This is a genomic window from Bradyrhizobium sp. CCBAU 25360, assembly GCF_028128695.1.
GTDB classification, from domain to species: Bacteria; Pseudomonadota; Alphaproteobacteria; order Rhizobiales; family Xanthobacteraceae; genus Bradyrhizobium; species Bradyrhizobium ottawaense.
Map to the genome: position 1 here is coordinate 65,266 of NZ_LBJA01000037.1, position 22,712 is coordinate 87,977.

21 protein-coding genes are annotated in these 22,712 nt (G+C 64.9%); 10 read left to right on the plus strand and 11 right to left on the minus strand.

Annotated elements, in window-relative coordinates:
• Position 1: 1 nt before the first annotated feature.
• Positions 2-1,291, minus strand: a complete 1,290-nt coding sequence (locus XH81_RS14515) for an ABC transporter substrate-binding protein (RefSeq protein WP_026202682.1) — start codon at positions 1,289-1,291, stop codon at positions 2-4.
• Positions 1,292-1,333: 42 nt separating this feature from the next.
• Positions 1,334-2,320, minus strand: a complete 987-nt coding sequence (locus XH81_RS14520) for an ABC transporter ATP-binding protein (protein ID WP_028141146.1) — start codon at positions 2,318-2,320, stop codon at positions 1,334-1,336.
• A gap of 270 nt (positions 2,321-2,590) precedes the next feature.
• Here XH81_RS14520 and XH81_RS14525 point away from each other — a divergent pair, with 270 nt between their 5' ends.
• From XH81_RS14525 to XH81_RS14540, 4 genes are all read left to right on the plus strand, one after another.
• A complete protein-coding gene (locus tag XH81_RS14525; RefSeq protein WP_028141145.1) occupies positions 2,591-3,298 on the plus strand; it encodes a GntR family transcriptional regulator in 708 nt (235 codons plus the stop codon).
• Between the two features lie 409 nt (positions 3,299-3,707).
• Entirely contained in the window at positions 3,708-5,255 is a 1,548-nt protein-coding gene (locus XH81_RS14530) for an FAD-dependent oxidoreductase (RefSeq protein ID WP_028141144.1), read from the plus strand.
• A gap of 237 nt (positions 5,256-5,492) precedes the next feature.
• Positions 5,493-6,851: a metal-dependent hydrolase family protein gene (locus XH81_RS14535; protein WP_028141143.1), complete on the plus strand. Its 1,359-nt coding sequence runs from the start codon at positions 5,493-5,495 to the stop codon at positions 6,849-6,851.
• Positions 6,852-7,318: 467 nt separating this feature from the next.
• On the plus strand, positions 7,319-9,076 hold the full coding sequence (locus XH81_RS14540; protein ID WP_028141142.1) for a CYTH and CHAD domain-containing protein: 1,758 nt from the start codon (positions 7,319-7,321) through the stop codon (positions 9,074-9,076).
• Between the two features lie 118 nt (positions 9,077-9,194).
• Here the strand turns inward: XH81_RS14540 and XH81_RS14545 are convergent, their stop codons facing one another.
• The 3 genes from XH81_RS14545 to XH81_RS14555 all read right to left on the minus strand — a co-directional run bounded on the left by XH81_RS14545 (position 9,195) and on the right by XH81_RS14555 (position 12,137).
• The gene (locus XH81_RS14545; RefSeq protein WP_028141141.1) at positions 9,195-9,818 is read right to left on the minus strand and encodes a transglutaminase-like cysteine peptidase; all 624 of its coding nucleotides are present in this window, start codon (positions 9,816-9,818) and stop codon (positions 9,195-9,197) included.
• A gap of 330 nt (positions 9,819-10,148) precedes the next feature.
• Positions 10,149-10,760: a PilZ domain-containing protein gene (locus tag XH81_RS14550; protein ID WP_026202686.1), complete on the minus strand. Its 612-nt coding sequence runs from the start codon at positions 10,758-10,760 to the stop codon at positions 10,149-10,151.
• 135 nt (positions 10,761-10,895) lie between these two features.
• Complete coding sequence (locus XH81_RS14555; protein ID WP_028141139.1) at positions 10,896-12,137, minus strand: MFS transporter; 1,242 nt, start codon at positions 12,135-12,137, stop codon at positions 10,896-10,898.
• Positions 12,138-12,608: 471 nt separating this feature from the next.
• Here XH81_RS14555 and XH81_RS14560 point away from each other — a divergent pair, with 471 nt between their 5' ends.
• The 4 genes from XH81_RS14560 to XH81_RS14575 all read left to right on the plus strand — a co-directional run bounded on the left by XH81_RS14560 (position 12,609) and on the right by XH81_RS14575 (position 15,402).
• Positions 12,609-13,760 carry a zinc-binding dehydrogenase gene (locus XH81_RS14560; RefSeq protein ID WP_028141137.1) on the plus strand — a complete coding sequence of 384 codons (1,152 nt, stop codon included), beginning with the start codon at positions 12,609-12,611 and terminating at the stop codon, positions 13,758-13,760.
• 3 nt (positions 13,761-13,763) lie between these two features.
• The gene (locus tag XH81_RS14565; RefSeq protein ID WP_028141136.1) at positions 13,764-14,246 is read left to right on the plus strand and encodes a DUF5680 domain-containing protein; all 483 of its coding nucleotides are present in this window, start codon (positions 13,764-13,766) and stop codon (positions 14,244-14,246) included.
• Between the two features lie 106 nt (positions 14,247-14,352).
• Complete coding sequence (locus tag XH81_RS14570; protein WP_028141135.1) at positions 14,353-14,781, plus strand: VOC family protein; 429 nt, start codon at positions 14,353-14,355, stop codon at positions 14,779-14,781.
• A gap of 108 nt (positions 14,782-14,889) precedes the next feature.
• Complete coding sequence (locus tag XH81_RS14575; protein WP_028141134.1) at positions 14,890-15,402, plus strand: hypothetical protein; 513 nt, start codon at positions 14,890-14,892, stop codon at positions 15,400-15,402.
• 21 nt (positions 15,403-15,423) lie between these two features.
• Here XH81_RS14575 and XH81_RS14580 read toward each other — a convergent pair whose 3' ends face one another.
• Together XH81_RS14580 and XH81_RS14585 are read right to left on the minus strand one after the other, a co-directional pair.
• Entirely contained in the window at positions 15,424-15,777 is a 354-nt protein-coding gene (locus tag XH81_RS14580) for a cupin domain-containing protein (RefSeq protein ID WP_028141133.1), read from the minus strand.
• 122 nt (positions 15,778-15,899) lie between these two features.
• Positions 15,900-16,640 carry a metallophosphoesterase family protein gene (locus XH81_RS14585; RefSeq protein WP_028141132.1) on the minus strand — a complete coding sequence of 247 codons (741 nt, stop codon included), beginning with the start codon at positions 16,638-16,640 and terminating at the stop codon, positions 15,900-15,902.
• Between the two features lie 284 nt (positions 16,641-16,924).
• Here XH81_RS14585 and XH81_RS14590 point away from each other — a divergent pair, with 284 nt between their 5' ends.
• Positions 16,925-18,895, plus strand: coding sequence for a DEAD/DEAH box helicase (locus XH81_RS14590; RefSeq protein ID WP_028141131.1), 1,971 nt, complete (start codon positions 16,925-16,927; stop codon positions 18,893-18,895).
• A 78-nt stretch (positions 18,896-18,973) separates the two neighbouring features.
• Here the strand turns inward: XH81_RS14590 and XH81_RS14595 are convergent, their stop codons facing one another.
• Together XH81_RS14595 and XH81_RS14600 are read right to left on the minus strand one after the other, a co-directional pair.
• Complete coding sequence (locus XH81_RS14595; RefSeq protein WP_028141130.1) at positions 18,974-19,273, minus strand: hypothetical protein; 300 nt, start codon at positions 19,271-19,273, stop codon at positions 18,974-18,976.
• Between the two features lie 126 nt (positions 19,274-19,399).
• Positions 19,400-19,906 (minus strand): GNAT family N-acetyltransferase, encoded by a 507-nt coding sequence (locus tag XH81_RS14600; RefSeq protein ID WP_028141129.1) that lies wholly within the window; start codon positions 19,904-19,906, stop codon positions 19,400-19,402.
• 138 nt (positions 19,907-20,044) lie between these two features.
• Between XH81_RS14600 and XH81_RS14605 the strand changes: the two genes are divergently transcribed.
• Positions 20,045-20,431 (plus strand): COG4315 family predicted lipoprotein, encoded by a 387-nt coding sequence (locus XH81_RS14605; RefSeq protein WP_271596263.1) that lies wholly within the window; start codon positions 20,045-20,047, stop codon positions 20,429-20,431.
• An 8-nt stretch (positions 20,432-20,439) separates the two neighbouring features.
• Here the strand turns inward: XH81_RS14605 and XH81_RS14610 are convergent, their stop codons facing one another.
• Positions 20,440-21,573: a DJ-1/PfpI family protein gene (locus tag XH81_RS14610; protein ID WP_028141127.1), complete on the minus strand. Its 1,134-nt coding sequence runs from the start codon at positions 21,571-21,573 to the stop codon at positions 20,440-20,442.
• A 109-nt stretch (positions 21,574-21,682) separates the two neighbouring features.
• Positions 21,683-22,237, minus strand: coding sequence for a PAS domain-containing protein (locus XH81_RS14615; RefSeq protein ID WP_018322140.1), 555 nt, complete (start codon positions 22,235-22,237; stop codon positions 21,683-21,685).
• Positions 22,238-22,712: the final 475 nt, after the last annotated feature.

Below are 22,712 nucleotides of genomic sequence, written 5' to 3' on the forward strand. Positions count from 1 at the left end.
ATCACGCTGCGATGAACTCGTTCCACTTGCGGACCATGTAGTCGTTCTCGTCCATCACCGCGTTCCAGCAGGCGACGCCGCCCATGCGGTCCTCATAGGAGCCGCCGTCACGCACGGCGCCCGCCTTTTCGAGCAGCGAGCCGTCGGGTGCCTTGATGTCCTTCTCGGCCGGCTTGCCTTCCATCCAGTACGCCCACTCGTAGGGCTCCATATGCGCCTTCGCGGTGGAGAGCACGGCGGAGTAGTAGCCCTGGCGATTGAGATAGGCGCCGGCATAGCCTGACAGAAACCAGTTCACGAACTCATAGGCCCATTCGAGCTTCGCGCCCGAGACGCCCTTGGAGACGCAGAAGCCCGAGGCCCAGGAGCGATAGCCTTCCTTCAGCGGCTGGAAGGTGCAGGCAATGCCCATCGAGCGGACCTTGGTGACTGCCGGCGACCACATCGACTGGATCACGGTTTCGCCTGATGCCATCAGGTTGACGCTCTCGTTGAAGTCTTTCCAGAACGCGCGGAACTGGCCGGCCTTCTTGGCCTCGGTCATCACCTTCATGGTGAGATCGATCTCTTCCTTGGTCATGTTGCCCTTGTCGGCATATTTGTACTTGCCGGTGGCTTCCACGACCATTGCGGCGTCCATGATGCCGATCGAGGGGATGTTGAGGATCGAGGCCTTGCCCTTGAATTCGGGGTTGAGCAGCTCGGACCAGGAGCTGATCGGACGCTTGATCAGATCGGGGCGGATGCCCAGCGTGTCGGCGTTGTAGACCGTTGGAATCAGCGTGACGAATTCAGTCGCCGACGTCGCGAACTTCTTGGAGTCCTTGCCTTCGAGATAGAGGACCTTCCAGGGCGCGGTGCCCTGGCCGCCGATCTTCTTGCCACCGGGCGTCTCGCCCTTGGTGAAGACAGGCGTGATGTTGTCGAACTGTTTGATCTTCCTGGCGTCGAGCGCAAGGATGTTGCCCGACGGCACGATCTTCTTCAGCGAGAAATATTCGGTGTCCAGCACGTCGAAGGAGTTCGGCTGGGTCATCACGCGCTTGGTGACGTCGTCGGTGGTCGCGGTGATGTATTCGATCTTGATGCCGGTGTCTTTCAGGCACTGCTTGGAGATGTCGTCGCCCTCGTTCACGGCGGTGCCGAGATAGCGCAGCACCTTGGTCTCGGCCGACTTCACATAGGGAAAGCCGGTGATGGCGCCGGAGCCGGCGGCAAGGCCGGCCAGACTGGCGGTGCCCTTGAGCAGCGTGCGGCGGCTGACGCCCTTTGTCCTGGTGGTCTCGCTCATGTCAGTCACTCCTCTGTTGCGCATTCCAGTGATCGATCGGCGCTATTGCAGGCGTTGCGCCTTGGCGGGATCCCAGGTGGCCAGCACGCGATCGCCCGGACGGAACGGGTGGACGTCGAAAGTGGCTTCGGGAACGTGGGAGAACAGGGCGGTGCCGTCGTCGAGCGTGAGCGAGACGGCGATGTAGGAGCCCTGGTACTCGGTCTGGATCAGCCGCGCCGGCGCGCCGAACGCACCGTCGATGAACGGCGCGATGCCGAGCTGATCGGCCCGCACGGCGATCAGATTGCCGGCGTCGCTGAGCACGTTGTGGCCGCCGATGAAGCGCGCCACGAATTCGGTGCGGGGATGGTGGAAGATGTCGCGCGCGGTGCCCTGCTGCTCGATCCGGCCGTGGTTCATCACCACGATGTGGTCGGCGAGCGCCATCGCCTCTTCCTGGCCGTGGGTGACCTGGATGAAGCTGATGCCGAGCTCGCGCTGCAGCCGCTTCAATTCACCGCGCATCTTCACCCGCAGGAACGGATCGAGCGCGGAGAGGGGCTCGTCGAGCAGGAGGATCTGCGGCTCGGTGATCAGCGCGCGGGCGAGTGCGACTCGCTGCTGCTGGCCGCCGGAGAGCTGTGCCGGGAGACGGCCCGCATATTGGCTCATCGCGACCAGCTCGAGCAGTTCGCCGGCGCGCTTGTGACGCGTCGGCTTGTCGACGCCGCGCATCTTCAGGGCGAAGGCGACGTTGTCGATCACGCTGAGATGCGGAAACAGCGCGTAGGACTGGAACATCATCGCGGTGCCGCGTTCGGCCGGCGGCAGGTCGGTGACGTTCTGCGCGCCGAGGATGATGTCGCCCCCGCTGACCGCCTCGTGGCCCGCGATCATCCGCAGGGTCGAGGTCTTGCCGCAGCCGGACGGGCCGAGCAGGCAGCAATAGGTGCCGGCCGGGATCTTCAAATTGACGGTGTCGACCGCCAGCGTCGTGTCGTAGCGCTTGGTGACGGCGACCAGTTCGAGAGCGGCGGGAGTGGCCATGGCGTGTCCGGGGGGGGGCGGTGCTTCCGGCCTCTCTCCGCAAGGTCCGTGCCAACCAGCTTCGGTCCGCCGATTTCTCAAAACTGTGCAGCGGAGTCAGATCGTTAGATCGAATCCGGTGCATCCGGGCTGCCCGCCGCCTGCACGGTCATTTGCACACAAAATAGGCGAAGATTGTATAAAGTTTCGCCTGTGATTGGATACAGGTCGTCGACTAACATTCGAAAGCGAACGTCGTCGACCGAGCCCTCAAGCCCAACTCTCGAACCAATGGCCGCCAAGACCCGCCCCAAATCCGACGCGCCAGACGCGAGCGATCGCGTCAGCCGCATCCGGGAGGGCGTGACCGCCGCGATCCTCGAGCATCGCCTGCTGCCGGGCACGAAGCTCGGCGAGGACGAGATTGGCGAGATCTACGGCGCGAGCCGCACCCTGGTCCGCACCGCGCTGCAGCAACTTGCACATGAGGGCATCGTCAACATCGAGAAGAACCGCGGCGCGTTCGTCGCGCGCCCCACGCCCGCCGATGCCCGCGAGGTGTTCGAGGCGCGGCGCCTGATCGAGCCCACCATCGTCGATCATGCCATCGACGCGATGTCGCCGGCCTGGCTCGATCGTCTCCAGCAACATCTCACCGAGGAGCGCGAGGCCGAGCTGCGCGGCGACGCGCGCGCCTCGGTTCGGCTTTCCGGTGAGTTTCACAAGCTCGTCGCCGAGATGAGCGGCCACAGCATCTATATCGGCTTCCTCAAGGAGATGATCGCGCGCTCCTCGCTCATCATCCTGCTGTACCGCCGCCACGACACGCCCGCCTGCGGCACCGATCATCACGCCGGCATCGTCGCCGCGATCCGCAATCGCGACAAGCAGGCTGCGCGCGCGCAGATGCTCTCGCATCTGACCGAGATCGAGGACGAGCTGTTCCTCAAGGACCCCGCCGCCGACGAGCTGCGGCTCGCGGACGTGCTGGGCGTCTGATCCGCATCGATCGCAAGCGCCGGGAATCGCCGCCGAGAGCTGCGATCCCGCGTCAGTGGCTGAGTTCGCGTTCTGCGGCGAGCTGCCCGTCGGGGGTGATCTCGTAGTCGCCGCCTCGCTTTGTCATCCATCCTGACCTGACCATCTCCCGTGCAAGCTGCACCGAGCAGATGGGATGGTTACCTCCCGGGTAATACAGCCTGTCATTTCGGACGAGCAAGTGACCGTACAGTTGGGCATGACGTAATGCCCTGCGCATCCCGGGTGATGGATCTTTCATGCCGGTTCAAGCGCGAGCGCGACGAAGGTTCCTAATCAGCGCCGGGACTTTCGATGGCGTTTGCGCTGCGCAGGGTGGGCAGGAACCCACATTCTGCCGCATCGTTGTTCTTTTCGAAGGAGCAGCGTCATGAACGTACGGGACGAGTACACGCGATCGCTCTGGATGGATGTTTCGGTCGCGGATGCCCCCGCGCTGTCGCGCACCGTGGCCGTGGACGTCGTTATCATCGGCTCTGGAATAGCCGGGCTGTCCGTGGCTTATGAACTGGCCTGCCATGGACGCTCCGTCGCGGTGCTCGATCGCGGCGGCATTGGTAGCGGGATGACGGCGCGCACCACGGCGCATCTGGCGACGGCGCTCGACGATGGCTACGGCGAATTGGTCAGGGTCCGCGGCCCAGATTGTGCGCGGCACTATTATCAGAGCGTCGAAGCCGCAATCGCCCGCGCCGAGGCCATTCAGCGCGATGAGCACATCGATTGTGATTTTCGGCGTGTCGACGGCTACTGGGTGCAGGCGCCCGAAACCCCTGCATCCGAGCTGGATACAGAATTGGATTGCTGTCGCAAGCTCGGGATTCCCGTCGAAAATTGCGCCGAGCCGACCGTATTCCATTCTGGAGGTCTGGTGCGCTCGTTGCGCTTTGCCCGCCAGGCGCGCCTGCACCCGACCAGATATCTTGCCGGACTGGCCGGCGCACTTCAGCGCCGCGGGGCGCAGCTCTACGCCGACACCTGCGTTGAAAGCATCCGTCAAGCGCGTGGCGACATGATCGTGACGACCGGCTCGGGCTACGAGGTCCGCGCCGCCGACGTGGTCGTCGCGACGAACTCGCCGGTCAATGTGCAGGTCGCGATCCATACCAAGCAGGCACCTTACCGCACTTATGCGCTCGCCGCCAAAATCCCGGCCGGCGCGCTCAAGGATGCGCTGTATTGGGACACGCTCGATCCCTATCACTATGTCAGGCTTCAGCCGCTCTCTGCGGAGGAGGATCTCGTCATCATCGGCGGCGAAGATCACAAATCCGGTGAAGCGGACGACGGCGCACAGCGCCTTGCCGCGCTCGAGCGCTGGGCGCGCGAGCGATTGCCGGCGCTGCGCGGGGTCACTCACCGATGGTCAGGTCAGGTGCTGGAGCCGAGCGATTTCGTCGGCTTCATTGGCCGTAGCCCCGGCGAGGAGCATCTCTTCATCGTCAGTGGTGACTCCGGACAGGGCATCACGAACGGGCTGGTGGCGGGCATGCTGATTGCAGATCTCGTCATGACCGGGGCGAGCCCGTGGGAGGAAGTCTACGCCCCGGCACGCAAGATTCAGAAAAACATCGGCGAGTTCATCAGCGAGAACATCACGCCGCTGAAGAATTTCGCGGAGTATCTGACGGCGAGCGAGATCGCGGGCGTCGAACGTCTGCGCCCCGGGGAGGGGCGCCTCGTCCGGAGCGGCCTGAAGAAGATCGCGGCATGCCGGGACCGGAACGGACATTTGCATCTGCATTCGGCAAGCTGCACCCATCTCGGCTGCGTCGTGCACTGGAATGCGCTCGAGCAATGTTGGGATTGCCCGTGTCACGGCTCGCAATTCGCTCCTGATGGCACCGCGCTGAACGGCCCTGCGGTGTCTCCGCTCGGCGACATCGACAAACCCGCCAATCTTGAAGCCGCAGAGTGAGGCGTGCAGTCCTTGCGGACGCGCTGGGCGCGGTCCCTGATTTCGCACACGGCAATATCTGTTTGATTCAAATTGGAGCCGATCGCGGCGACCTCTCATCAATGTAGATGGCAGGACTGCATATTTGCCACTGTGGTGGCCAGTTGACGGAGGCCAGACGTCGGCGTCAACTGGCGCCGAGACGTTGCGTGCCTGCCATCACCCCTCGCGTAGCCCTGCACCTAGCGGAGGCCGGCCATGTCGGGTTTGAGGATGCCGGCCAGAGTGTCCGGAATCGCCACGCTGCTTGCGGCCGTTGTAACGATCCTCGGCAGCGCCTCCTCGGCGAAGGCCCAGCAGGACTCCGTCGTCCTGTTTCGCAACGTCCGGATATTCGACGGCAAGAGCGCCGCGCTGTCAGCCGCGTCCAACGTCCTCGTCAGAAATGGGAAGATCGAGAAGATCTCGACCGCGGACATCGCGGCCGCCGGCCAGGTGATCGACGGCGGCGGCCGCGTGCTGATGCCGGGACTGATCGATGCGCATTGGCACGTGATGCTGGTGCGCCCGACGCCGATGGCCGCGCTTGCGGGCGATATCGGCTACAACAACCTGCTTGCCGCCAGCGAGGCGACGGCCACGCTGATGCGCGGCTTCACCACCGTGCGCGACATGGGCGGGCCGAGCTTCGGCCTGAAGCAGGCCATCGACGAGGACCTCGTCGCAGGTCCCCGCATCTATCCCTCCGGCGCCATAATCACCGTTACCAGCGGTCACGGCGACTTCCGCCAGCTCTCCGATCTGCCGCGAACGATCGGCGGCATGCTGAGCCGCATGGAGCGGATCGGCGGCAGCATGGTGGCCGACAGTCCGGACGAGGTGCGTGTGCGCGCGCGCGAGCAGCTCATGCAGGGGGCCTCGCAGGTCAAGCTCACCGCAGGCGGCGGCGTTGCATCGCCCTTCAGCCCGCTCGACGTCTCCACCTTCACCGAGCCCGAGCTGCGCGCGGCGGTCGAAGCCGCCGACAATTGGGGCACCTATGTTGCTACGCACGCCTATACATCGGTCGCGATCCAGCGCTCGGTCGCGGCCGGCGTCAGATGCATCGAGCACGGTCATCTCATGGACGAGGCGAGCGCCAAGCTGATTGCGGAGAAGGGGATCTGGTTGAGCACGCAACCGTTCCTGGATATCTCCGGTGCCGCCGCGCTCGGACCCGCCGAGCAGGACAAGATGAAACAGGTGGTTGCCGGAACCGACCGCGTCTATGCGCTCGCGAAGAAGTACGGCATCAAGACCGCGTGGGGCACCGACGTCCTGTTCTCGCAGGCGCTGGCGGATCGACAGGGCGCCATGCTGGCCGCACTCACGCGCTGGTACACATCGGCCGAAGCGTTGGCGATGGCGACGTCGGCCAATGCCGAATTGCTGAGCCTGTCGGGTCCGCGAAATCCCTATCCGGGCAAGCTCGGCGTGGTCGAGGAGGGCGCGTTCGCCGATCTCCTTCTGGTCGACGGCAATCCGCTCGACAACATCAAGCTCGTCGAAGATCCCGCGAAGAATTTTGTGGTGATCATGAAGGGCGGCAAGGTCTACAAGAACATCCTCGCACGCTGACAAGCGCGCGCGTCGATCACATCTTGCGCGCCTGCCAGACATGAGGTGGCGGGATCGCTCCTAGGGGCGATCCTCCGCAACCGGCCTGTTGCGCCGCGAACCGGCCGCGATCTCCGGAACCGCGGCAGGCCGGCCAGGGCTTGTCACAATTGCAGGCCTGTCATCGGGGGCATGGCTTCTCAGCGTCTCCAGAACCAGGAAGAATTTCTCGGCTAGCATGGGTCAAACTCGCTGGCGCGTTCATTTCGGTTTCGAGAGCAGCGAATTTCGCTCGTCGAATTGATCATTTGCTGCGCTCAGGGCAGTTTAGCTCGTATTGGCACGCCGGATTGTGACAAGCGTTGCCGGATTCCTGCGTCTGGCACGTCGTGTCGATGATCACGCACTGCTGCATAACGTGACTATTCCTCGCGGGCCGCTCCCGCTATATGCTGTCGCTCTGTCATTGAACTGTCATGTCACCGTAAATGCTGAAATCAGACGCAACCCCGGCTCGCAAAACCCCGAGTGCGCCGGACGGGAATCCTGTCCCGAAGGACAACAACAGGACGCAAGTCGTCGCCGGCTTCCTCAGGCAGATTGAACCGGCCGAGCCCGGCGCGGAACCTGCGATCGTCGAGGGCGCTGTGAGTGATCAGACGCCATCGCAAGATGCCCCGCCTGCTCCGGAACCAACTCGGTCGAGCCTTGCCGCGCACCCCGGCGAGATCGAGCTCAAGCTGCTCGTCGATGCCGATCGCATGGCGCATTTCAACGCCGCGCCGGTCATTGCGGCGAATGCGCGCAACAAGGGCTCGCGAAAACACCTCAAATCCGTCTACTATGATACGCCCGATCGGATGCTTCGGCGCAACGGCCTGAGCCTGCGCGTTCGCCAGAGCGGCGCGCGCTTCGTGCAGACCGTGAAGACCGACGTGGCGGACGATCCGCTGCGCCGCGGCGAGTGGGAGGCGAGCGTGGCCTCGCTTGCGCCCGATCTCGCTCTGGCGATGCCGTTCATTCCAGAGAAGCTTCGCAGCCATCTCGAAGCGCAGCCGCTCGAAGCTATCTTCACCGCCGATGTCCATCGCCACGCGCGGATGATCGACCTGCCGTCCGGCACGGTCGAGATCGCCTTCGACCAGGGCGTGCTCACGGCGAGTGATCGATCGCTGCCGGTAAGCGAGATCGAGCTGGAGCTCAAGAGCGGCAACGCGAGCACGATCTACGAGGTCGCGTTGCGGCTTGCGGAGCACGGCGCGGTGAAGCCGTCCATCCGCAGCAAGTCGGCGCGCGGCTTCGACCTTGCCGCAGGCGTGCCGCCCTCGGCACGACGCCCGCGAAAACTTCGCCTCGATCCGTCGGTGACGCTCGACGAAGCCTTCGCGACGATCCTGCGCTCGTGCTTCCTCCATCTGCTTCAGTCGCTGCCGGCGGCCGAGGACGGGCGCAATCCGGAAGGCGTGCATCAGCTGCGTGTCTCGCTGCGCCGGATTCGATCGGCGCTCGACCTGATGCGCTCGGTCGGCGCGCTCAGCAATCTCGACGCATTGAGGTCGGAAGCGCGCTGGCTGGCGCAAGACCTGTCCGCCGCACGCGACTGGGATGTGTTCCAGCTCGAGACCCTGCCGACGATCGCGAAGGCTTGCCCTTCGATCGCCGGCTTCGATGCGCTCGGCCGGGCTGCGGCCGAGCGCCAGTCCGACGCCTATCGCAAGGCGCATCAGGCGCTCGACGATCGCCGCTGCGCCATGTTCCTGATCGGCCTCGGCAACTGGATCGAGACACGGGGCTGGCGCAACGACGTCGCCGCCGAAGATCTCGGCCGGCTCGCCGAGCCCGCCGTCAACTTCGCCCAGCGCATTCTGTCGGAGCAATACGCCAAGGTGCTCAAGCGCGGCCGCCGCTTCAAGTCGCTCACGATGGACGAGCTGCACCGGGTGCGGCTCGCGACCAAACGGCTGCGTTATCTCAGCGAGTTCCTGTTGCCGCTGTTTGCGGATCGCAAGTCCGCGAGGAAATTTGCCCGCAGGCTGGCCGGTTTGCAGGAGGAGCTCGGCGCCTACAACGACATGGCGGTCACGGCTTCGCTGCTCGACGGGCTCGGAGCCGATCCCGACAGCGCCATCGCCGCCGCTGCGATCGCCGGCTGGCAGGCGCGTGCATCGATCGGCATCAAGCCGGCCTTGCAAGGCACCTGGCGCGATTTCACCGCCGCGCGCGTGCCTTGGTCCTCACAGGACTGATCACGCATCCCCCCAAAAGTTGCGGCCAGCCATTGGGGGATGGCTGGCCGCGCGCGAACCGGTCTGGGACGGGGAGGGGTGGGGATGTGACCGGGCCGCGTAACTCCTTGTCTCGTTCTCAATCTCTGGCGCTGGCGGTGGAGACCGCCGGCTTGGTATCGCCGAGCGAAACCCAGACGTTGGGATCGCTCTGCGACTGGCGCTTGACGAAGCGGTAACCGGTCTCCGTCCAGGCAACGACGTTCTCGTTCTGATTGTCGAGAACGAACTCGCCCTTGTCGGTCTTCACCGTCAGCACCGCGTGTCCTTCGCCCTTCTTGTCGCGCACGACGGTGATCAGCAGGGCCTGGCGCGGCCATCCGGCATCGATCAGCATCTTGCGCTTCAACAACACGTAGTCTTCGCAGTCGCCGTAACCGTCGGTCGGCAGCGACCATTTCTCGATCACGCCCCAGTGCTCCTGGTCGGTCAAAGGCTTGACGGTCTCGTTGACCCAGCGATTGACCTTGACGAGGTCACGCCATGCGGCCTGCGACATCACGATGTCGCGCGGCTGTGCCGGCGTGCCCTGGCACTGGGCGGTATTGTCCGCGCAGAACTCGACCCAGCCGATCGGCGCACGCGTGGTGTCACCGAGGCTTGCGTAAAGCAGACGGCTCTCGCCGGCCTGCGCTGCCGCGCTGATCCCGAAGAGCATGGCAGCCAGCGCCAGCCCTTTCCCCTGTCCCTTGAAGTCAAACATTGCGGCCCCCGTTTCTTGTTGGGACCACATTTCGCACGGAGCTTTTGAGTTGCCGCTAAGTCAACCAAGTCAAGTCGAGACGAATACAAGTAAAAGGCGCGGCGAATTCGATCTATACTTGAATCTAAGTCTCATAAAATTTGAAACAACTGCAATTGATTCAAATTTTATCGATTAACGCGGAAACGCTGGCGGAACGGCCGTTTCCACTCCAAACGGGCCGCGCGTTAACCGGCGCGAGGTCGGCCATCACGCATGAAAAAGGCGGCGTCCGCATTGCGGAGGCCGCCTTCAGGGCTGAAAATACAGGGGTTTTGGCGTCCTTGCGCTTTACCGCGCGGTAACGCTCTCTTCGAGTGTCTCGATCGGCTGCGCGTGGACGAACTCCAGCGCGAAGCCGTCTTCGAGGTTTCGGACCACGCGGCCCTGGACCCGGCCGAGCATGACGGTCGATTTCAGCGGCGGCCGGTTCTCCGCGGCAATGGCGGCACCGGACAAGGAAAGGTCGATGATGCGGCAGGTCATCTTGGTGCCGTCCTCGAGCGTCAGCACCGCGATCGGGTTGCGCGGCACGATACGGTCGTGGCGGCGGTCCTCCGGCAGATTGAGGATGTCGCGGTTGGCGAGCCAGGTCAGCTGCGCGGCGAGCTTGTCGCGCTTTCGGGGCGTCGCCCCGATCGTCATGGCGAAGCCATTGTCGATGATGCGGGTGATCTTGCCCTCGACGCGGCCGATATGGTCGAGATAGGCGACGACGCGGTCGCCGACATTGCCGATGCCGGGGGCGAGCAGCGCGAGGCCGCCCGGCGACATGTTGATCACCTGGCAGGGGAATTCGCGGCGGTCCGGCAGCATGTAGCGGCCGAGCAGGTGCACCTTCACCCGCTGGAAACGCCGACGCTCTTCGGCGGCCGGAAGAAATTTTTTGTTCGCCAACGCCATTTTCAACACCCGACCCCCCGCCCGGGCGGAGTCCGGGACGACCCTAAGGTGCATAGGGTTAATGCCGCGTTAGGATTGGGTGCGGCGGTAACGGACTGACACAATGCGTTCGAAAAGCCACACCCGGAGGGATGCTCAAGCCGGCCTCATCGCCCGCCGCTGCAGCAGGACCAGCAGCGCCAGCAGCACCGCGGCGGACAGCCCGAGCGACCAGTGAATGCCGATCGCAGCGCCCGACAGCCCGACGGTGATGCCGCTGAACGCCCGCATCCCGAGCCCCGCCATATTATAAAGACCGACGACGCGGCCGCGAATGTCGTGCGGGGCATTCACCTGCACCAGGGCCTGCGCCATGGTATTGAACGATAGCTCGAAGAAGCCGGCGCAGAACAGCAGCACGATCGCAACCGGATAGATCCGCACTGTGGCGAAGCCGAGCAGCGCCGCGCTCCAGAGCATCGCGAGCATGATCGCGGTGCGCGGCGTGCCCTTGAGCCGTCCCCAGGATTCCAGCGCGATAGCGGCGAGCACCGCGCCGGCCGCATCCGCCGCGAGCAGCACGCTGTAGGAGACGCCGGGATCGCCATGACCGAGATCGCCGGCATAGCCCGGCATCTGGGCGTGGTAGGCATTGCCGATCATGAAGGAGGTGAGGCCGGCAAGCCAGGTCATCGCCGTCAGGGTCGGCTGGGTGCCGATGGCGCGGATGGTCAGCACGATGTCGGCAAGGCCGCGCACGGCAAAGCGCCGCACCGCCACGCTGTTGTCGCGCACAGGCGCCCAGAACAGCCAGAGCAGCATCGGCAGATAGAACAGCGTGTTGAAGATGATGCCGTGCGAGGTGCCGAGCGTCAGCATGATGATTCCGCCGACGGCAGGCCCGACCAGGATGCCGAGATAGCGCGCCATCGCGTTCAGCCGCACCGCGCTCGGCAGGTCGGCGGGGCCGACGAGGTCGTAGAGCAGCAACTGGTTCGGCGTCTGCCACAGCACGCCGGCGCAGCCGTGGATCACCAGCAGCAGCATCGCGTGCCACATCTGGATCGTGTCGGTGATGAAGAAGAAACCCCATCCGCTCGATGCCACGATGAACAGCAGCATGCCGCACTGGATGATGCGGCGCGGATCGAACCGGTCGGCAAGCCCGCCGACGGCGACCGAGAACAGCAGGAACGGCAGCCAGTGCGACAGCACGGCAAAACCCGCCAGCGCCGGCGAATGGAATTTCTGGAACACCACCCAATAGCTGATCACATGCTCGATGTTGTCGGCCATCATCGCCAGCACATAGGCGGTGAACTGCAGCCGGTACGGCACCGACTTCATCGCCGCGAACGAGCCGGACGCAGCGACGGGATTTTGGGGGAGGGGGTTCAAGGGGGCACCTGGGTGGGGTTCAATTCGTCCCTACACGGTCGCAGGTATGCGCTCAAGACTTGGACGCTCACGAAGATCAGCCATGCACTGTCGCAGCACACTCAATCATCATCCCTGCGCAACCGCGAAGCGGTTGTCGCTGGAGGTGCGCGCTGTTGCGCGCCTCGAAGGATGAGCCGCAAGCTCCCGGAGCCATCCTTCGAAGGCTCCCCGCGGGGCGCTACGCGCCGCACGTCTCGCACCTCAGGATGACGGCTGAGGTTGTAGCAGCCCCGTAGCCCGCATGAGCGCAGCGATATCCGGGGCCGCTGATCCCGCATGTCGCTTCCGCCTTCGCTCTCCGAGCTACGGCGGACAAGTCGCTCATGAGGGCCACGAATTCCTGCATCTTGGCACGCGCGTACATCTCACATACGCTTCGCCTCAGCCCGCGCCAATCAATCATAACAGACGGGCATCGAGGAAATAGCCATGGAATCCATTCGCGTCTGCACCCATGCAGGGCCGGGCTCAGAGCCCGTCATTCGCACCGTGCCGTGGCCGAAGGTCGGCCGCAAGGCCGCGCTGATCAAGGTCGGCGCCTGCGGGGTCTGCGGCACTGATCTGCATATCCTCAAGGGACATTGGCCGAAGCCGCTGCCCTGGCCGTTTACGCTCGGCCACGAGCTCGGCGGTGTCATCGTCGAATGCGGCGAGGAGTTCACCGAGGACTTCATGAGCAAGCCGCTCAAGGTCGGATCAAAAGTGATGATCCCGCCGCTCATGCCCTGCGGCCATTGCTATTACTGCATCCATTATCCGCAAACGGCCAACAAGTGCCTGACGCCGGTCTATTACGGCCGCTATCTCGGCTTCGACAAGGCGCCGCACATGTGGGGCGGCTGGGCCGAATATGTCTATGTCGATCTCGAGATGCTGCCGGGCACCAAGATCTACAAATTGCCCGACGACATGTCGCTGCGCCTCGGTGCTCTCTCCGAGCCGCTGACCTCCTGCATCCGCGCCTTCAACCGCGCCAGCCGCGCCGGTGGTTTTTCCTGGGGCGACACGGTGGTGATCCAGGGATCGGGCCCGATCGGCATTCTGGCGGTCGCGGCTGCGAAGGAGATGGGGGCAGGGCGCGTGATCTGCGTCGGTGCGCCCGAGGAGCCGCGGCTCAAGCTGGCGCGTGAGTTCGGCGCGGAGGCGACCGTGAACATCGAGGAGATCAGATCGCCGCAGGAGCGCATCGCGCGTGTGCGCGAGATCGTCGGCGGCTTCGGGGCTGATCTGGTGATGGACTGCTCGGGGCACCCCACCGCCGGCCCCGAAGGCATCGAGATGCTGCGCGACGGCGGTACCTATGTCGAGATGGGCCAGTTCACCGATGCCGGCTCGATCGACACCTCGTGGCACCGCATCTGCACCAAGGACCTCAACGTGCTCGGGTCCTGGGGCTTCACCGGCAATGACCTGCCGCTCGGCGTCGACATGCTCTATCGCACGGCGGGCAAATATCCCTGGCTGAAGATGCAGACGATCTATCCGTTCACGGAGGAAGGCGTCGCGCAGGCGGTGAAGGACGCCATGGCGATGAAGACGGTGAAGTCGACCATCGTGCCGTGGCCCGAATTGGTGGAATAGAAGATGCCGTCGATCCCGCACGATCTCGCGGCGTTCCTGGTCGAGGCCAAGCGGCGCACCTATGCCGGCCTCGACGACGACGCGACGGTGGCCGCGCCGCTGCTCGCCGGCTCAAAACAGCTCGAGCATCGCGCGCCGCCTTACGCTTATCGCGATATCTATTTCGGGATGGGATTTTTCGTCGGGCAGGAGACCGTCTCCCGGGACGACCGCGTCATCTGGTCGATGAGTTACAGCGGTGGCGCCCGTGCCGAGATCACGGACCGGGACACTTTCCTCGCGATCTACAAATTCCTGCGTCACGCGCTGCTGGCTGTGAGCGTCGAGCAGCCATACCGCGGACCGCGCCGGTTCGAACAGGCGGGGATGCTCTACCGCAACGAGGTCGAAGGCGCGCTCGATCGTTTTCATGGGGTCGAGACGATTGCGCGGCAGGATGGCACGCAGTTGTATGAGCTGCGCTTCAGTGGCGGCTTGCTGCGATAGACGATCCCGTAGCCCGGACGAGCGAAGCGACATCCGGGGACACCGGCCCTGCTTTCCGTTTTGCTCCATGCGGGCAACGAGACGGAATTACGGAATGAAGGACGCGATGACAAACGAACAGACACCCGACCGAACCCCACGCGCCTCCTCCCCCTTCAACGCCATCCGCGCGATCGACTACACCGTCATCTTCGTGCGCGACATGGCGGCGATGCGCCGCTTCTATGAGAACATCCTCGCCTTTCCCCTGCTGCGCGAGCTGTCGCCGAACTGGATCGAGTTTGGCTTGGGCAGCAACACGCTGGCTCTGGCGCGACCGAGCCGAACCGCCGCCGATGCGCCGACGCCGCCGGGCAGTGCTTCGCTGCAGCTGGCGTTCAAGGTCTCCGCGGCCGAGGTCGATGCATGCGCCGACGAACTCGTGCGGCAGGGCGTTGCGCTGGTGTCGCCGCCGACGAACCAGTCGTTCGGGCATCGCACGCTGTTCTTCCGCGATCCCGACGGCAATCTTCTGGAGGTCTATGCCGAGATTTAGCGGTTACCGTCCCGTCGCCCGAAAAGTTCCACCGGAAATCCCCGACTTATTCACGCCGCGGTGAAACTTAGGTCCAGGTTGCGGCTTTCAGTTCCCAGGAGAGCGATCGTGAAGCGAATCCTGAAACCCGTCACTTACGTTCTGGCTGCCATCTACTTCGTGGTGGATGCTGTCTTCATGGCCGTGGCGCGGCCAATAGCGCGCTGGGTCGGACGGCATTCCGAATTCAGGCGTTTGCGCACCTGGATCAGATCGCTGTCGCCTTATGCGTCGCTCGCTCTGTTCTCCGTGCCCGTCATCGTTCTGGAGCCGGTCAAGCCGGTCGCTGCTTATCTCACCGCAACCGGTCAGTTCCTGAGCGGCGCGGTAACGTTCATTGTCGGCGAATTGCTCAAGCTGGTGCTGGTCGAGCGCTTGTTTCATCTCACACGCGACAAGCTGATGCGAATTCGCGCCTTTGCCTGGGCTTACGGAAAATACGCCGGGGCGAAGGCGTGGCTGCAGGCGACCGAAGCTTGGCGCGCCATCCGGGCGCTGGCCCGTGCGGTCAAGGACGCTGTTGCGCGCGTGAGAGCCAGGCTGGTCGGCAGCTTCAGCGGACTGGCGGCCTCCAGGGATTAGACCGCGCAGGCGCGCTGCGCGCTATGCGAGCTTGCGCTTTGCTGCGGTTGCCTTGTCCCCGGTATTCGGCGTGCCGGTCGGCTCGATGAGCAGGAGATGAACCTCCTCGCGCGCCACCGGGCGATGCTCGACGCCTTTGGGCACGACGTAGAGTTCGCCCGGACCAAGCGTCACCGTGCGATCCCGCAACTCGATGTCCAGATTGCCTTTCAGGACCAGAAAGAAATCATCGGTGTCCTCGTGCCTGTGCCAGGTGAACTCGCCCTTCACCTTCACCACCATCACGTCGCAATCGTTGAAGGTCGTGACCGTGCGCGGCGACCAATGATCCTCAAAGGTCGCGAGCTTGTCGGCGAGCGATATGCTACCTGTCATGTTTTCTCCGTTGCTCTCTCGTGAGGCACGATTTGGGATCGCGGGGCGGGTGCGACAAGACCGTCCTCGTTGACCGGTCGATCTTGCCGTACCGATGCGGTCCGAGATCTCGCCGCAGCCGGCTATTTGACGCATCCGGTCAACATGGCCTGCGCCCATTCGGGGCGGTTGTTGGCCAGCGCGCGCGCCGATGCGGCGTCCCAATCATATTCGAGGGCCAGCAGCTCGACCTGCCAGCCCCTCTTTTTCTTCGTGAGGATCGCATAGCGGGCGTGAGGCGAGCGGTGCTCCAGGTTTGCGGCAAACGGAATGTCCGCGAAGACGGGGCAACCAACGCTTCCCGGATTGAGAACCAGGCAGTCGCCCGGTCCCTGAACCGCGGCCTGGCGGTGGCTATGGCCACACAGCACCACGCGCGCCGTCGGCTCGCTTGCGAGGCGCGTCGCCAGCACCTCGCGGCGTGCCGGGACAAAGCGGCCGTCGTCGAGCGATTCTTCCAGCAGGCACGCCGTATCGTTGTCGGGCGTGCCGTGGCAGGCGAGGATCCCGTCGTCGAGACGAATTTGCGAGGGCAGGCCATGGAGCGCGCGTCGTTGCTCCGCAGTCAATGCGCGACGCGCAAACAGGCCTGCCGGCGAGAGTTTGTCGTCCGGAAACTCCTCGATCCAGCGGTCATGGTTTCCGCGCACGGTCGGCAACGCCAGCGATTGCAGGGCTTCGAAAGTCTCTTTCGGCCACAAAGGGCTGGTGACGCAATCGCCGAGGTTCACGGTGCAATCGACGCCACGCGCCTTGATGTCGGCCAGCACGGCCTCCAACGCAGCAAGGTTGCCGTGGATGTCGGAAATGACTGCCAATCGCATCGTTGCGCTCCCCCTCTAACTCGGTTCGGTCTCGGCCCATTTGCCTTGCCGCCGGACCCCGTTGCGCCGATGTTAATCAAGGTGGCCGCAAAAATCCGCTGCAACCTCTGAGGCGCGGCTCTTTTCGCGAAGCCATGCATCATTGGCATGGTGATTTCCGAACTCTTGGCGTAAAGAGCACCCAGATCAAATCCAGCGTGCGGCCGGGCCGTTTGCCGCGCACGCGAGCTCAGGCCCCTCGGCTCACCGTTTGCGCGCCTGAATTAACCAAGGTTCTCCATCCCGTGTCTTTTCCGGCCCTGACCCCGCCGCTCGCCCGCGCTTTGGCCGAGCGGAACTATGATTCACCGACCCCCGTTCAGCTCGCCGTGCTCGCGGACGAAGCCGCCGGCCGCGACCTGCTGGTTTCGGCCCAGACCGGCTCCGGCAAGACCCTCGCTTATGGCCTCGCCATGGCCAAGGATCTGCTCGGCGATGCCGAGCGGTTCGAGCGGGCGGCCGCTCCGCTCGCCCTGATCGTGGCGCCGACCCGCGAGCTCGCGATGCAGGTTCAGCGCGAACTCGCCTGGATCTACCAGCATGCGGAGACGCGCGTCGTCTCCTGCGTCGGCGGCATGGATCCGCGCCGCGAGCAGCGCGAGCTCGCCGCGGGCGCTCACATCGTCGTCGGTACGCCCGGCCGGCTCTGCGATCATTTGCGCCGCGGCCGCCTCGACATCTCGGAATTGAAAGCGGTCGTCCTCGACGAGGCCGACGAGATGCTCAATCTCGGCTTTCGCGAGGACATGGAGTTCATCCTCGAGACCACGCCGGAGACGCGCCGCACCCTGCTGTTCTCGGCGACCTTTCCGCGCGGCATCGTCGCGCTCGCCAAGCAATATCAGCAGCAGGCGTTCCGGATCGAAGTCGCCGGCGACGAAGGCGGTCATGCCGATATCGAGTACCGCGCCATCCGGATCGCGCCCGCCGATGCCGAGCATGCGGTCGTCAACGTGCTGCGCTTCTACGAGGCGCCGAGCGCGCTGGTGTTTTGCAGCACGCGCGATCACGTCAGGCATTTGCAGGCGGCGCTCCTGGAGCGCGGATTTTCCGTCGTCGCTCTGTCGGGTGAATTGACGCAGAACGAACGGACCATGGCGTTGCAGTCGCTGCGTGACGGCCGCGCGCGCGTTTGCGTCGCTACCGACGTTGCCGCCCGCGGTATCGACCTGCCGAGCCTCGACCTCGTCATTCATGCCGACCTGCCCAACGACGCCGAGGTGATGCAGCACCGCTCGGGCCGAACCGGGCGCGCCGGACGCAAGGGGACCAGCGTCCTGCTGGTGCCGCCCGCCCGCCGGCGTCGCGCAGAGCTGCTGCTCAATCTCGCAGGTGTCGATGCCGACTGGGGCACGGCGCCGCAGGCGGACGAAATCCGCAAGCTCGACCATGAGCGCATGAAGGACGTGCTGTTCACCGAGGAGACGACGGCGGACGATCTGGTGCTGGCCCAAGCGCTGCTGGCCGAGCGGTCGGCCGAGGATATCGCAGCTGCCTTGGCGCGGCTTTATCGCGCGCGGCTGCCGTCGCCCGAGGACATCCTCGATCCCGGCGAGCGCAGCGGCCGGCCGCGCGATGATCGCGGTCGGGACAATGTTCGCACGCCGCGCGACGATGGCCGCACCTCACGCGGCGACGATCGCGCCGCAGGGCCGCGATCGAAATCAGGCAAATCCTCGCCGCGTCACGGCATGGGAGAGGCCAGCGTCTGGTTCCGCGCCAACATCGGACGACGCAAGAATGCGGAAGCGCGCTGGCTGCTGCCGATGATCTGCCGTCGCGGCGGCATCGACAAGGGCGATATCGGCGCCATCAAGATCATGGACACCACGACCGAGTTCGAGATTTCCGAGCGGGTCGCGGAGTCTTTCGCGGTCAAGATCAAGCGTCCGGACAAGGAAGACAATATCCGCCTCGAGCCGATGGCGGGCGCGCCGCAGCAACAGGCGCCTGCGGAGGAGCGGTCACACCCGCCCCGGCGCGAGAGCCGCGACAGCGATCATCGGGAACGTCGCGACGATCGTCCACGCGACAAGAGTGAATTCAAGCCGCGCAGCAAGCCTCAGGGCGAGCGCGGGCCGAAATTCGACGATGCTCCGTCCTTCGGCAAGAAGAAGCACAAGAACAAGCCGGGTCACGCAGAGCCGTCGGTCACGCCGTGGCCCGCGAAGGGCGCGCCTGGAAAGAAGCCGAAGAAGAAAAAGCATCGCGGCTGAACCGGCACCGTTCAGCGCAGACGACAATGATGCCGCCGGGTTGCACCGGCGACATCATCTGAAAAGTCGGGTGTGAGCTCAGCGACCACCGCCGCCACCACCACCACCACCGCCGCCGCCACCGCCGCCGGCATCGCGCATCGACGAGCTGTAGCGCGGGTCGGTCTGCTTCATGTAGGTCGGCGAGGTATCGCGGACGGGAATGACGCTGCTGCGGGAGCGGCCGGGGTTCGGCTGCTCGAAGACGATGCCACAGCCTTCGAAAAAGGCGAACTGGCAGCCATCGGTTCGGTGGGGCGCCGCGTTGGCGCTGGTCGCGGCGAACGCGCTCGTCGCAACGCATGCAATCAAGGCAATCTTCGACAACGTGAGCTTCATGGATATTCTCCAGCCTCGGTTCGGCGAGACCGGAACGGCTCGCACACACCTTCGACGGAGCGCCACCTGACCCGGTTCGAGGGCGCGGCTTCACGCCCGCGTGAGCCGGCCGGCCGGCGAGGGACATTACACCGCGGTAAGGTCGCGCAGCATGTACGTCGAGCCTTCGCCATAGGATGCCAGCTTTGCGCGCAGTGCCGCGTCCGCCGTGACGGGCCGAAAGCCGAGACGTTGCCACAGCGGCCGCGTGGCATAGACCGAGACCAGCGCGAGCGTTGCGATGCCTGACGCACGCGCCAGCTGTTCGACATCAGCAACATAGGGGCGCACGACGCCGCCGCGAAAATCGGGCAGGACCGCGACGTCATGCACGTAGAGGCAATCCGCATCGTCAGGCAGTCGTGCGAGCAAGCCGTCGAGCGGCGGGATCCGGTGTTGCTTCCAGGGATGCGCGAGACCGTAGCCGGCGATCTCGTCGCCCGCGACCAGCACGCGGCATCCGTCGGGATAGAGCCGCATCTTCTCCGCGAGCACTTCGGGGCTCTCAGGAAGAGCAGGATGAATTTGCGCCGCGATCGCGCTGATCGCGGGCAGGTCGGATGCGTGCGCGGGACGCCAATGCGGCTTGCTCATGTCTTTCCGTCTCGGTTGACCCAGTTTATTCCGCCGCGTCGGCGCGCGCAGCGAAAAATATCTTTGCCGCCATCTCAGGAATACGACGCCGCGTGCGGCGTCCTACCCATGCAAGCCAATTGCATGACAGGAGATATCATGACGTCCTCGATCCGCCTCGCGCTCACGCTCGCACTCTCGCTCGCGATCGTTCCCGCCGCCTTCGCCGAACCGCCGGCCAAGACCGGCAAGACCGACAAGGGCAACGTGCTCACCGATGCCAAGGGCATGACGCTCTACATCTTCGACAAGGACGCGGACGGCAAGTCCGCCTGCAACGGTCCATGCGCGACGAACTGGCCGGTGCTGAAGGCCGAGGCGAGCGATGCGGCCGGTGACGGCTACACCATCATCACCCGCGACGACGGCTCGAAACAGTGGGCCTACAAGGGCAAGCCGCTCTACACCTTCGCCAAGGACCAGAAGCCCGGCGACGTCACCGGCGACGGCTTCTTGAACGGCGCCTGGCATCTGGCGATGCCGTAACGGCGCATCTATCTCGGATATTCGAGCTGCATCGCGACGAAGTCGGCCGTGCGCGAGCCGTAGCGCGCGTCGATGGCGGATAGCGTCTGGTCCAGCGCTCGCGCCGGCGGCAAACCGGCGGCGGCCGGCGGCGTCAGCTTTGCCGGCCAGTCGGCCGCGATCTTGTCCGGCAGGATGCGGAGACCGCCGCGGCTCGTCTGCGGCTCTGCCGTGGCAGCGAAGGTGAGGGCACGCGAGCGATAGGTGCGCGACCACGCATCGGCGATTAGCGCAAGCGAGACCTCGTCGATGCCTGGCGTCAGCGCGATTCCGAGTTGCTCGCGGTTCCAGAATGCGAGCGTGTTGGCGATCGCCGTCAGCGCGAACGGGCGTGTGAACTGGAACGCCGCGCTGCGATGGCGCGCGTTCCACTCCGCAAGACCGATGTCGCCGGCGACCGCTTCGGCCCTGGCGCGGCCGGCGATGGCCTCGACCAGGGTCAGGGCCATCGGCATGGACGCGGTGATGCCGGTCGTCGTCGCGACGCCGCGCTCGACCACCAGCCTGCGGTCCGCGACATAGCGGATCGCGGAATGCTTCTGCAGATCGCGCACCGAATACCAGTGCGTGGTGGCCTGCCGGCCGTCGAGCAGCCCGGTGTTGGCAACGACCTTGGCGCCGACGCAGACGCCGACGATGATCGCGCCCTTGCCGGCCTGGCTTCTGATCCATTGCAGGGCGACCGCATCGTCTTCGCGGCTCATCGCGGGCACGATCACGTAGTCGGCGCCGTCGGGATGCGCAGCGTCGAACTCGGCGATGGTCGCATGCGGCTGCACTTTCAGCGCGGGATAGAGCGTGACGGGTCCGGGCTGCGTCGCCAATGTGAGGACGTCGGCGACATCGGCGCGCGCGAGGATGCCGTAGGGCATCAGATAGTCTGTCGTCTCGGTCATGTCGTTGATGCCGACGATGGCGATCAGCGGGCGTTCGCGCTTCGGCGGCTTCAGCGCCGCAAGCGTCGCCTCGGTCTCGTCCCTGGAAATTGCGGGCGCGGCTCCCCGAGCCGGAGTGCCTGGCAGCAGGAACAGCCAGGTTCCGCCGATCGCCGCCAGCAGCGCCACGCAGCCGAGGCCGCTCAACGCCAGAACGCGCCATGTCATGATGATGTCACCCGAACCTCGTTGCTTCACGCGAGGCGGAAGCTAACCCTTGGCAACGACATCAGGAATGACGCAGATCCGGCAAAAACGGCCATCCGCGTGCGCGAGACTATCTCAGCCCCTCATACACCATCAGCCCGCGTGCGATCTGCAATTTGCGGATCGCGCGCGGCAGCAGCTTCTCCGGCTGGTGCAGATAGCGCCAGGAGGTGAGGGTGAAGGTTGAAAGCGCGCCGCATTCGTCGTCGAACGGCGCGAGCACGCCTGTCACGCTCACCGGCGTGTGCGGGCGGGCGTTGAAGGGCAGCAGCAACAGCTCGAGATAGGCCTTGCTGCCGTCCTCGCGCGCGGCCGTGATGCCGGCGATCGCACCTAACGCCTCGTCGGCGACGATGGTCGTGATCTCCTCGATCTCGCCGCGGCTCGCGGCCGTGAACAGCGCCGCAAAGCTCTGGTCCTTGAGGTCACACCCCGCGAGCGCACAGACGCGCGTGCCCGCGACGCGGAAGGGAAAGCCGAGATTGGGCTCGCAGGAGAGGACAAAAATGTCGCCGAGCAGGCCGCGGACCGCGGCCGGATCGATGTCGGCCCTATCAGGGGCCCGTGCGGCGCCGCGCTTCTTGTCCCAATACGCGAAGAACGCGCGGCTCGACGGATGTTTCATGTCTGAACGCTTATCCCGGGGTGCAACCTCGAAGGGACAAAGCTGTCCCGCTTCAGTGCACCCGCGATCCCTTGTGATGTTGTGCAGGAGGGGATTTGCAGCGTCCATGCCGGGAGGGCGTTTTCGCCCTCGTTAAGGCAGTCTTTGCGTCGTTAACGTTAAATTAACTATGGCCTTTGCGCCTCACGCGTCGCTGCTATGGTGATCGCAGTCGCAAGCCTCGCCGCTTTCATCCAGGTTCTCGGCGGGGTCTGTACACAGGGCGTCAAACAGCTTGGTCACGGGCCGCGGGGAGGGGTGGGGATACACCTTCATTCCTCCGGCACCGGAAGGCCGACACGGACAGGCAGGGCTTCCCAGGGCCCTGCCTTTTCCTTTTCAGCCGCCGGCTTTCGTGCCCCGGAGCCGGGGCCCATGTCGCGGGCTCAACCGACGAAGAGCTGGGTCCCGGCTCTGCGGCGCGTCACTTCGTGCC

Bases quoted from the DNA above. Each gene is read 5' to 3' on its own strand.
- XH81_RS14585 (WP_028141132.1), bottom strand. From the start codon at position 16,640: ATGCGATTGGCAGTCATTTCCGACATCCACGGCAACCTTGCTGCGTTG.
- XH81_RS14615 (WP_018322140.1), bottom strand. From the start codon at position 22,237: ATGAAACATCCGTCGAGCCGCGCGTTCTTCGCGTATTGGGACAAGAAG.
- XH81_RS14570 (WP_028141135.1), top strand. From the start codon at position 14,353: ATGACAAACGAACAGACACCCGACCGAACCCCACGCGCCTCCTCCCCC.
- XH81_RS14550 (WP_026202686.1), bottom strand. From the start codon at position 10,760: ATGGCGTTGGCGAACAAAAAATTTCTTCCGGCCGCCGAAGAGCGTCGG.
- XH81_RS14560 (WP_028141137.1), top strand. From the start codon at position 12,609: ATGGAATCCATTCGCGTCTGCACCCATGCAGGGCCGGGCTCAGAGCCC.
- XH81_RS14605 (WP_271596263.1), top strand. From the start codon at position 20,045: ATGACGTCCTCGATCCGCCTCGCGCTCACGCTCGCACTCTCGCTCGCG.
- XH81_RS14610 (WP_028141127.1), bottom strand. From the start codon at position 21,573: ATGACATGGCGCGTTCTGGCGTTGAGCGGCCTCGGCTGCGTGGCGCTG.
- XH81_RS14595 (WP_028141130.1), bottom strand. From the start codon at position 19,273: ATGAAGCTCACGTTGTCGAAGATTGCCTTGATTGCATGCGTTGCGACG.
- XH81_RS14580 (WP_028141133.1), bottom strand. From the start codon at position 15,777: ATGACAGGTAGCATATCGCTCGCCGACAAGCTCGCGACCTTTGAGGAT.
- XH81_RS14525 (WP_028141145.1), top strand. From the start codon at position 2,591: ATGGCCGCCAAGACCCGCCCCAAATCCGACGCGCCAGACGCGAGCGAT.
- XH81_RS14545 (WP_028141141.1), bottom strand. From the start codon at position 9,818: ATGTTTGACTTCAAGGGACAGGGGAAAGGGCTGGCGCTGGCTGCCATG.
- XH81_RS14515 (WP_026202682.1), bottom strand. From the start codon at position 1,291: ATGAGCGAGACCACCAGGACAAAGGGCGTCAGCCGCCGCACGCTGCTC.
- XH81_RS14565 (WP_028141136.1), top strand. From the start codon at position 13,764: ATGCCGTCGATCCCGCACGATCTCGCGGCGTTCCTGGTCGAGGCCAAG.
- XH81_RS14530 (WP_028141144.1), top strand. From the start codon at position 3,708: ATGAACGTACGGGACGAGTACACGCGATCGCTCTGGATGGATGTTTCG.
- XH81_RS14540 (WP_028141142.1), top strand. From the start codon at position 7,319: ATGCTGAAATCAGACGCAACCCCGGCTCGCAAAACCCCGAGTGCGCCG.
- XH81_RS14535 (WP_028141143.1), top strand. From the start codon at position 5,493: ATGTCGGGTTTGAGGATGCCGGCCAGAGTGTCCGGAATCGCCACGCTG.
- XH81_RS14600 (WP_028141129.1), bottom strand. From the start codon at position 19,906: ATGAGCAAGCCGCATTGGCGTCCCGCGCACGCATCCGACCTGCCCGCG.
- XH81_RS14520 (WP_028141146.1), bottom strand. From the start codon at position 2,320: ATGGCCACTCCCGCCGCTCTCGAACTGGTCGCCGTCACCAAGCGCTAC.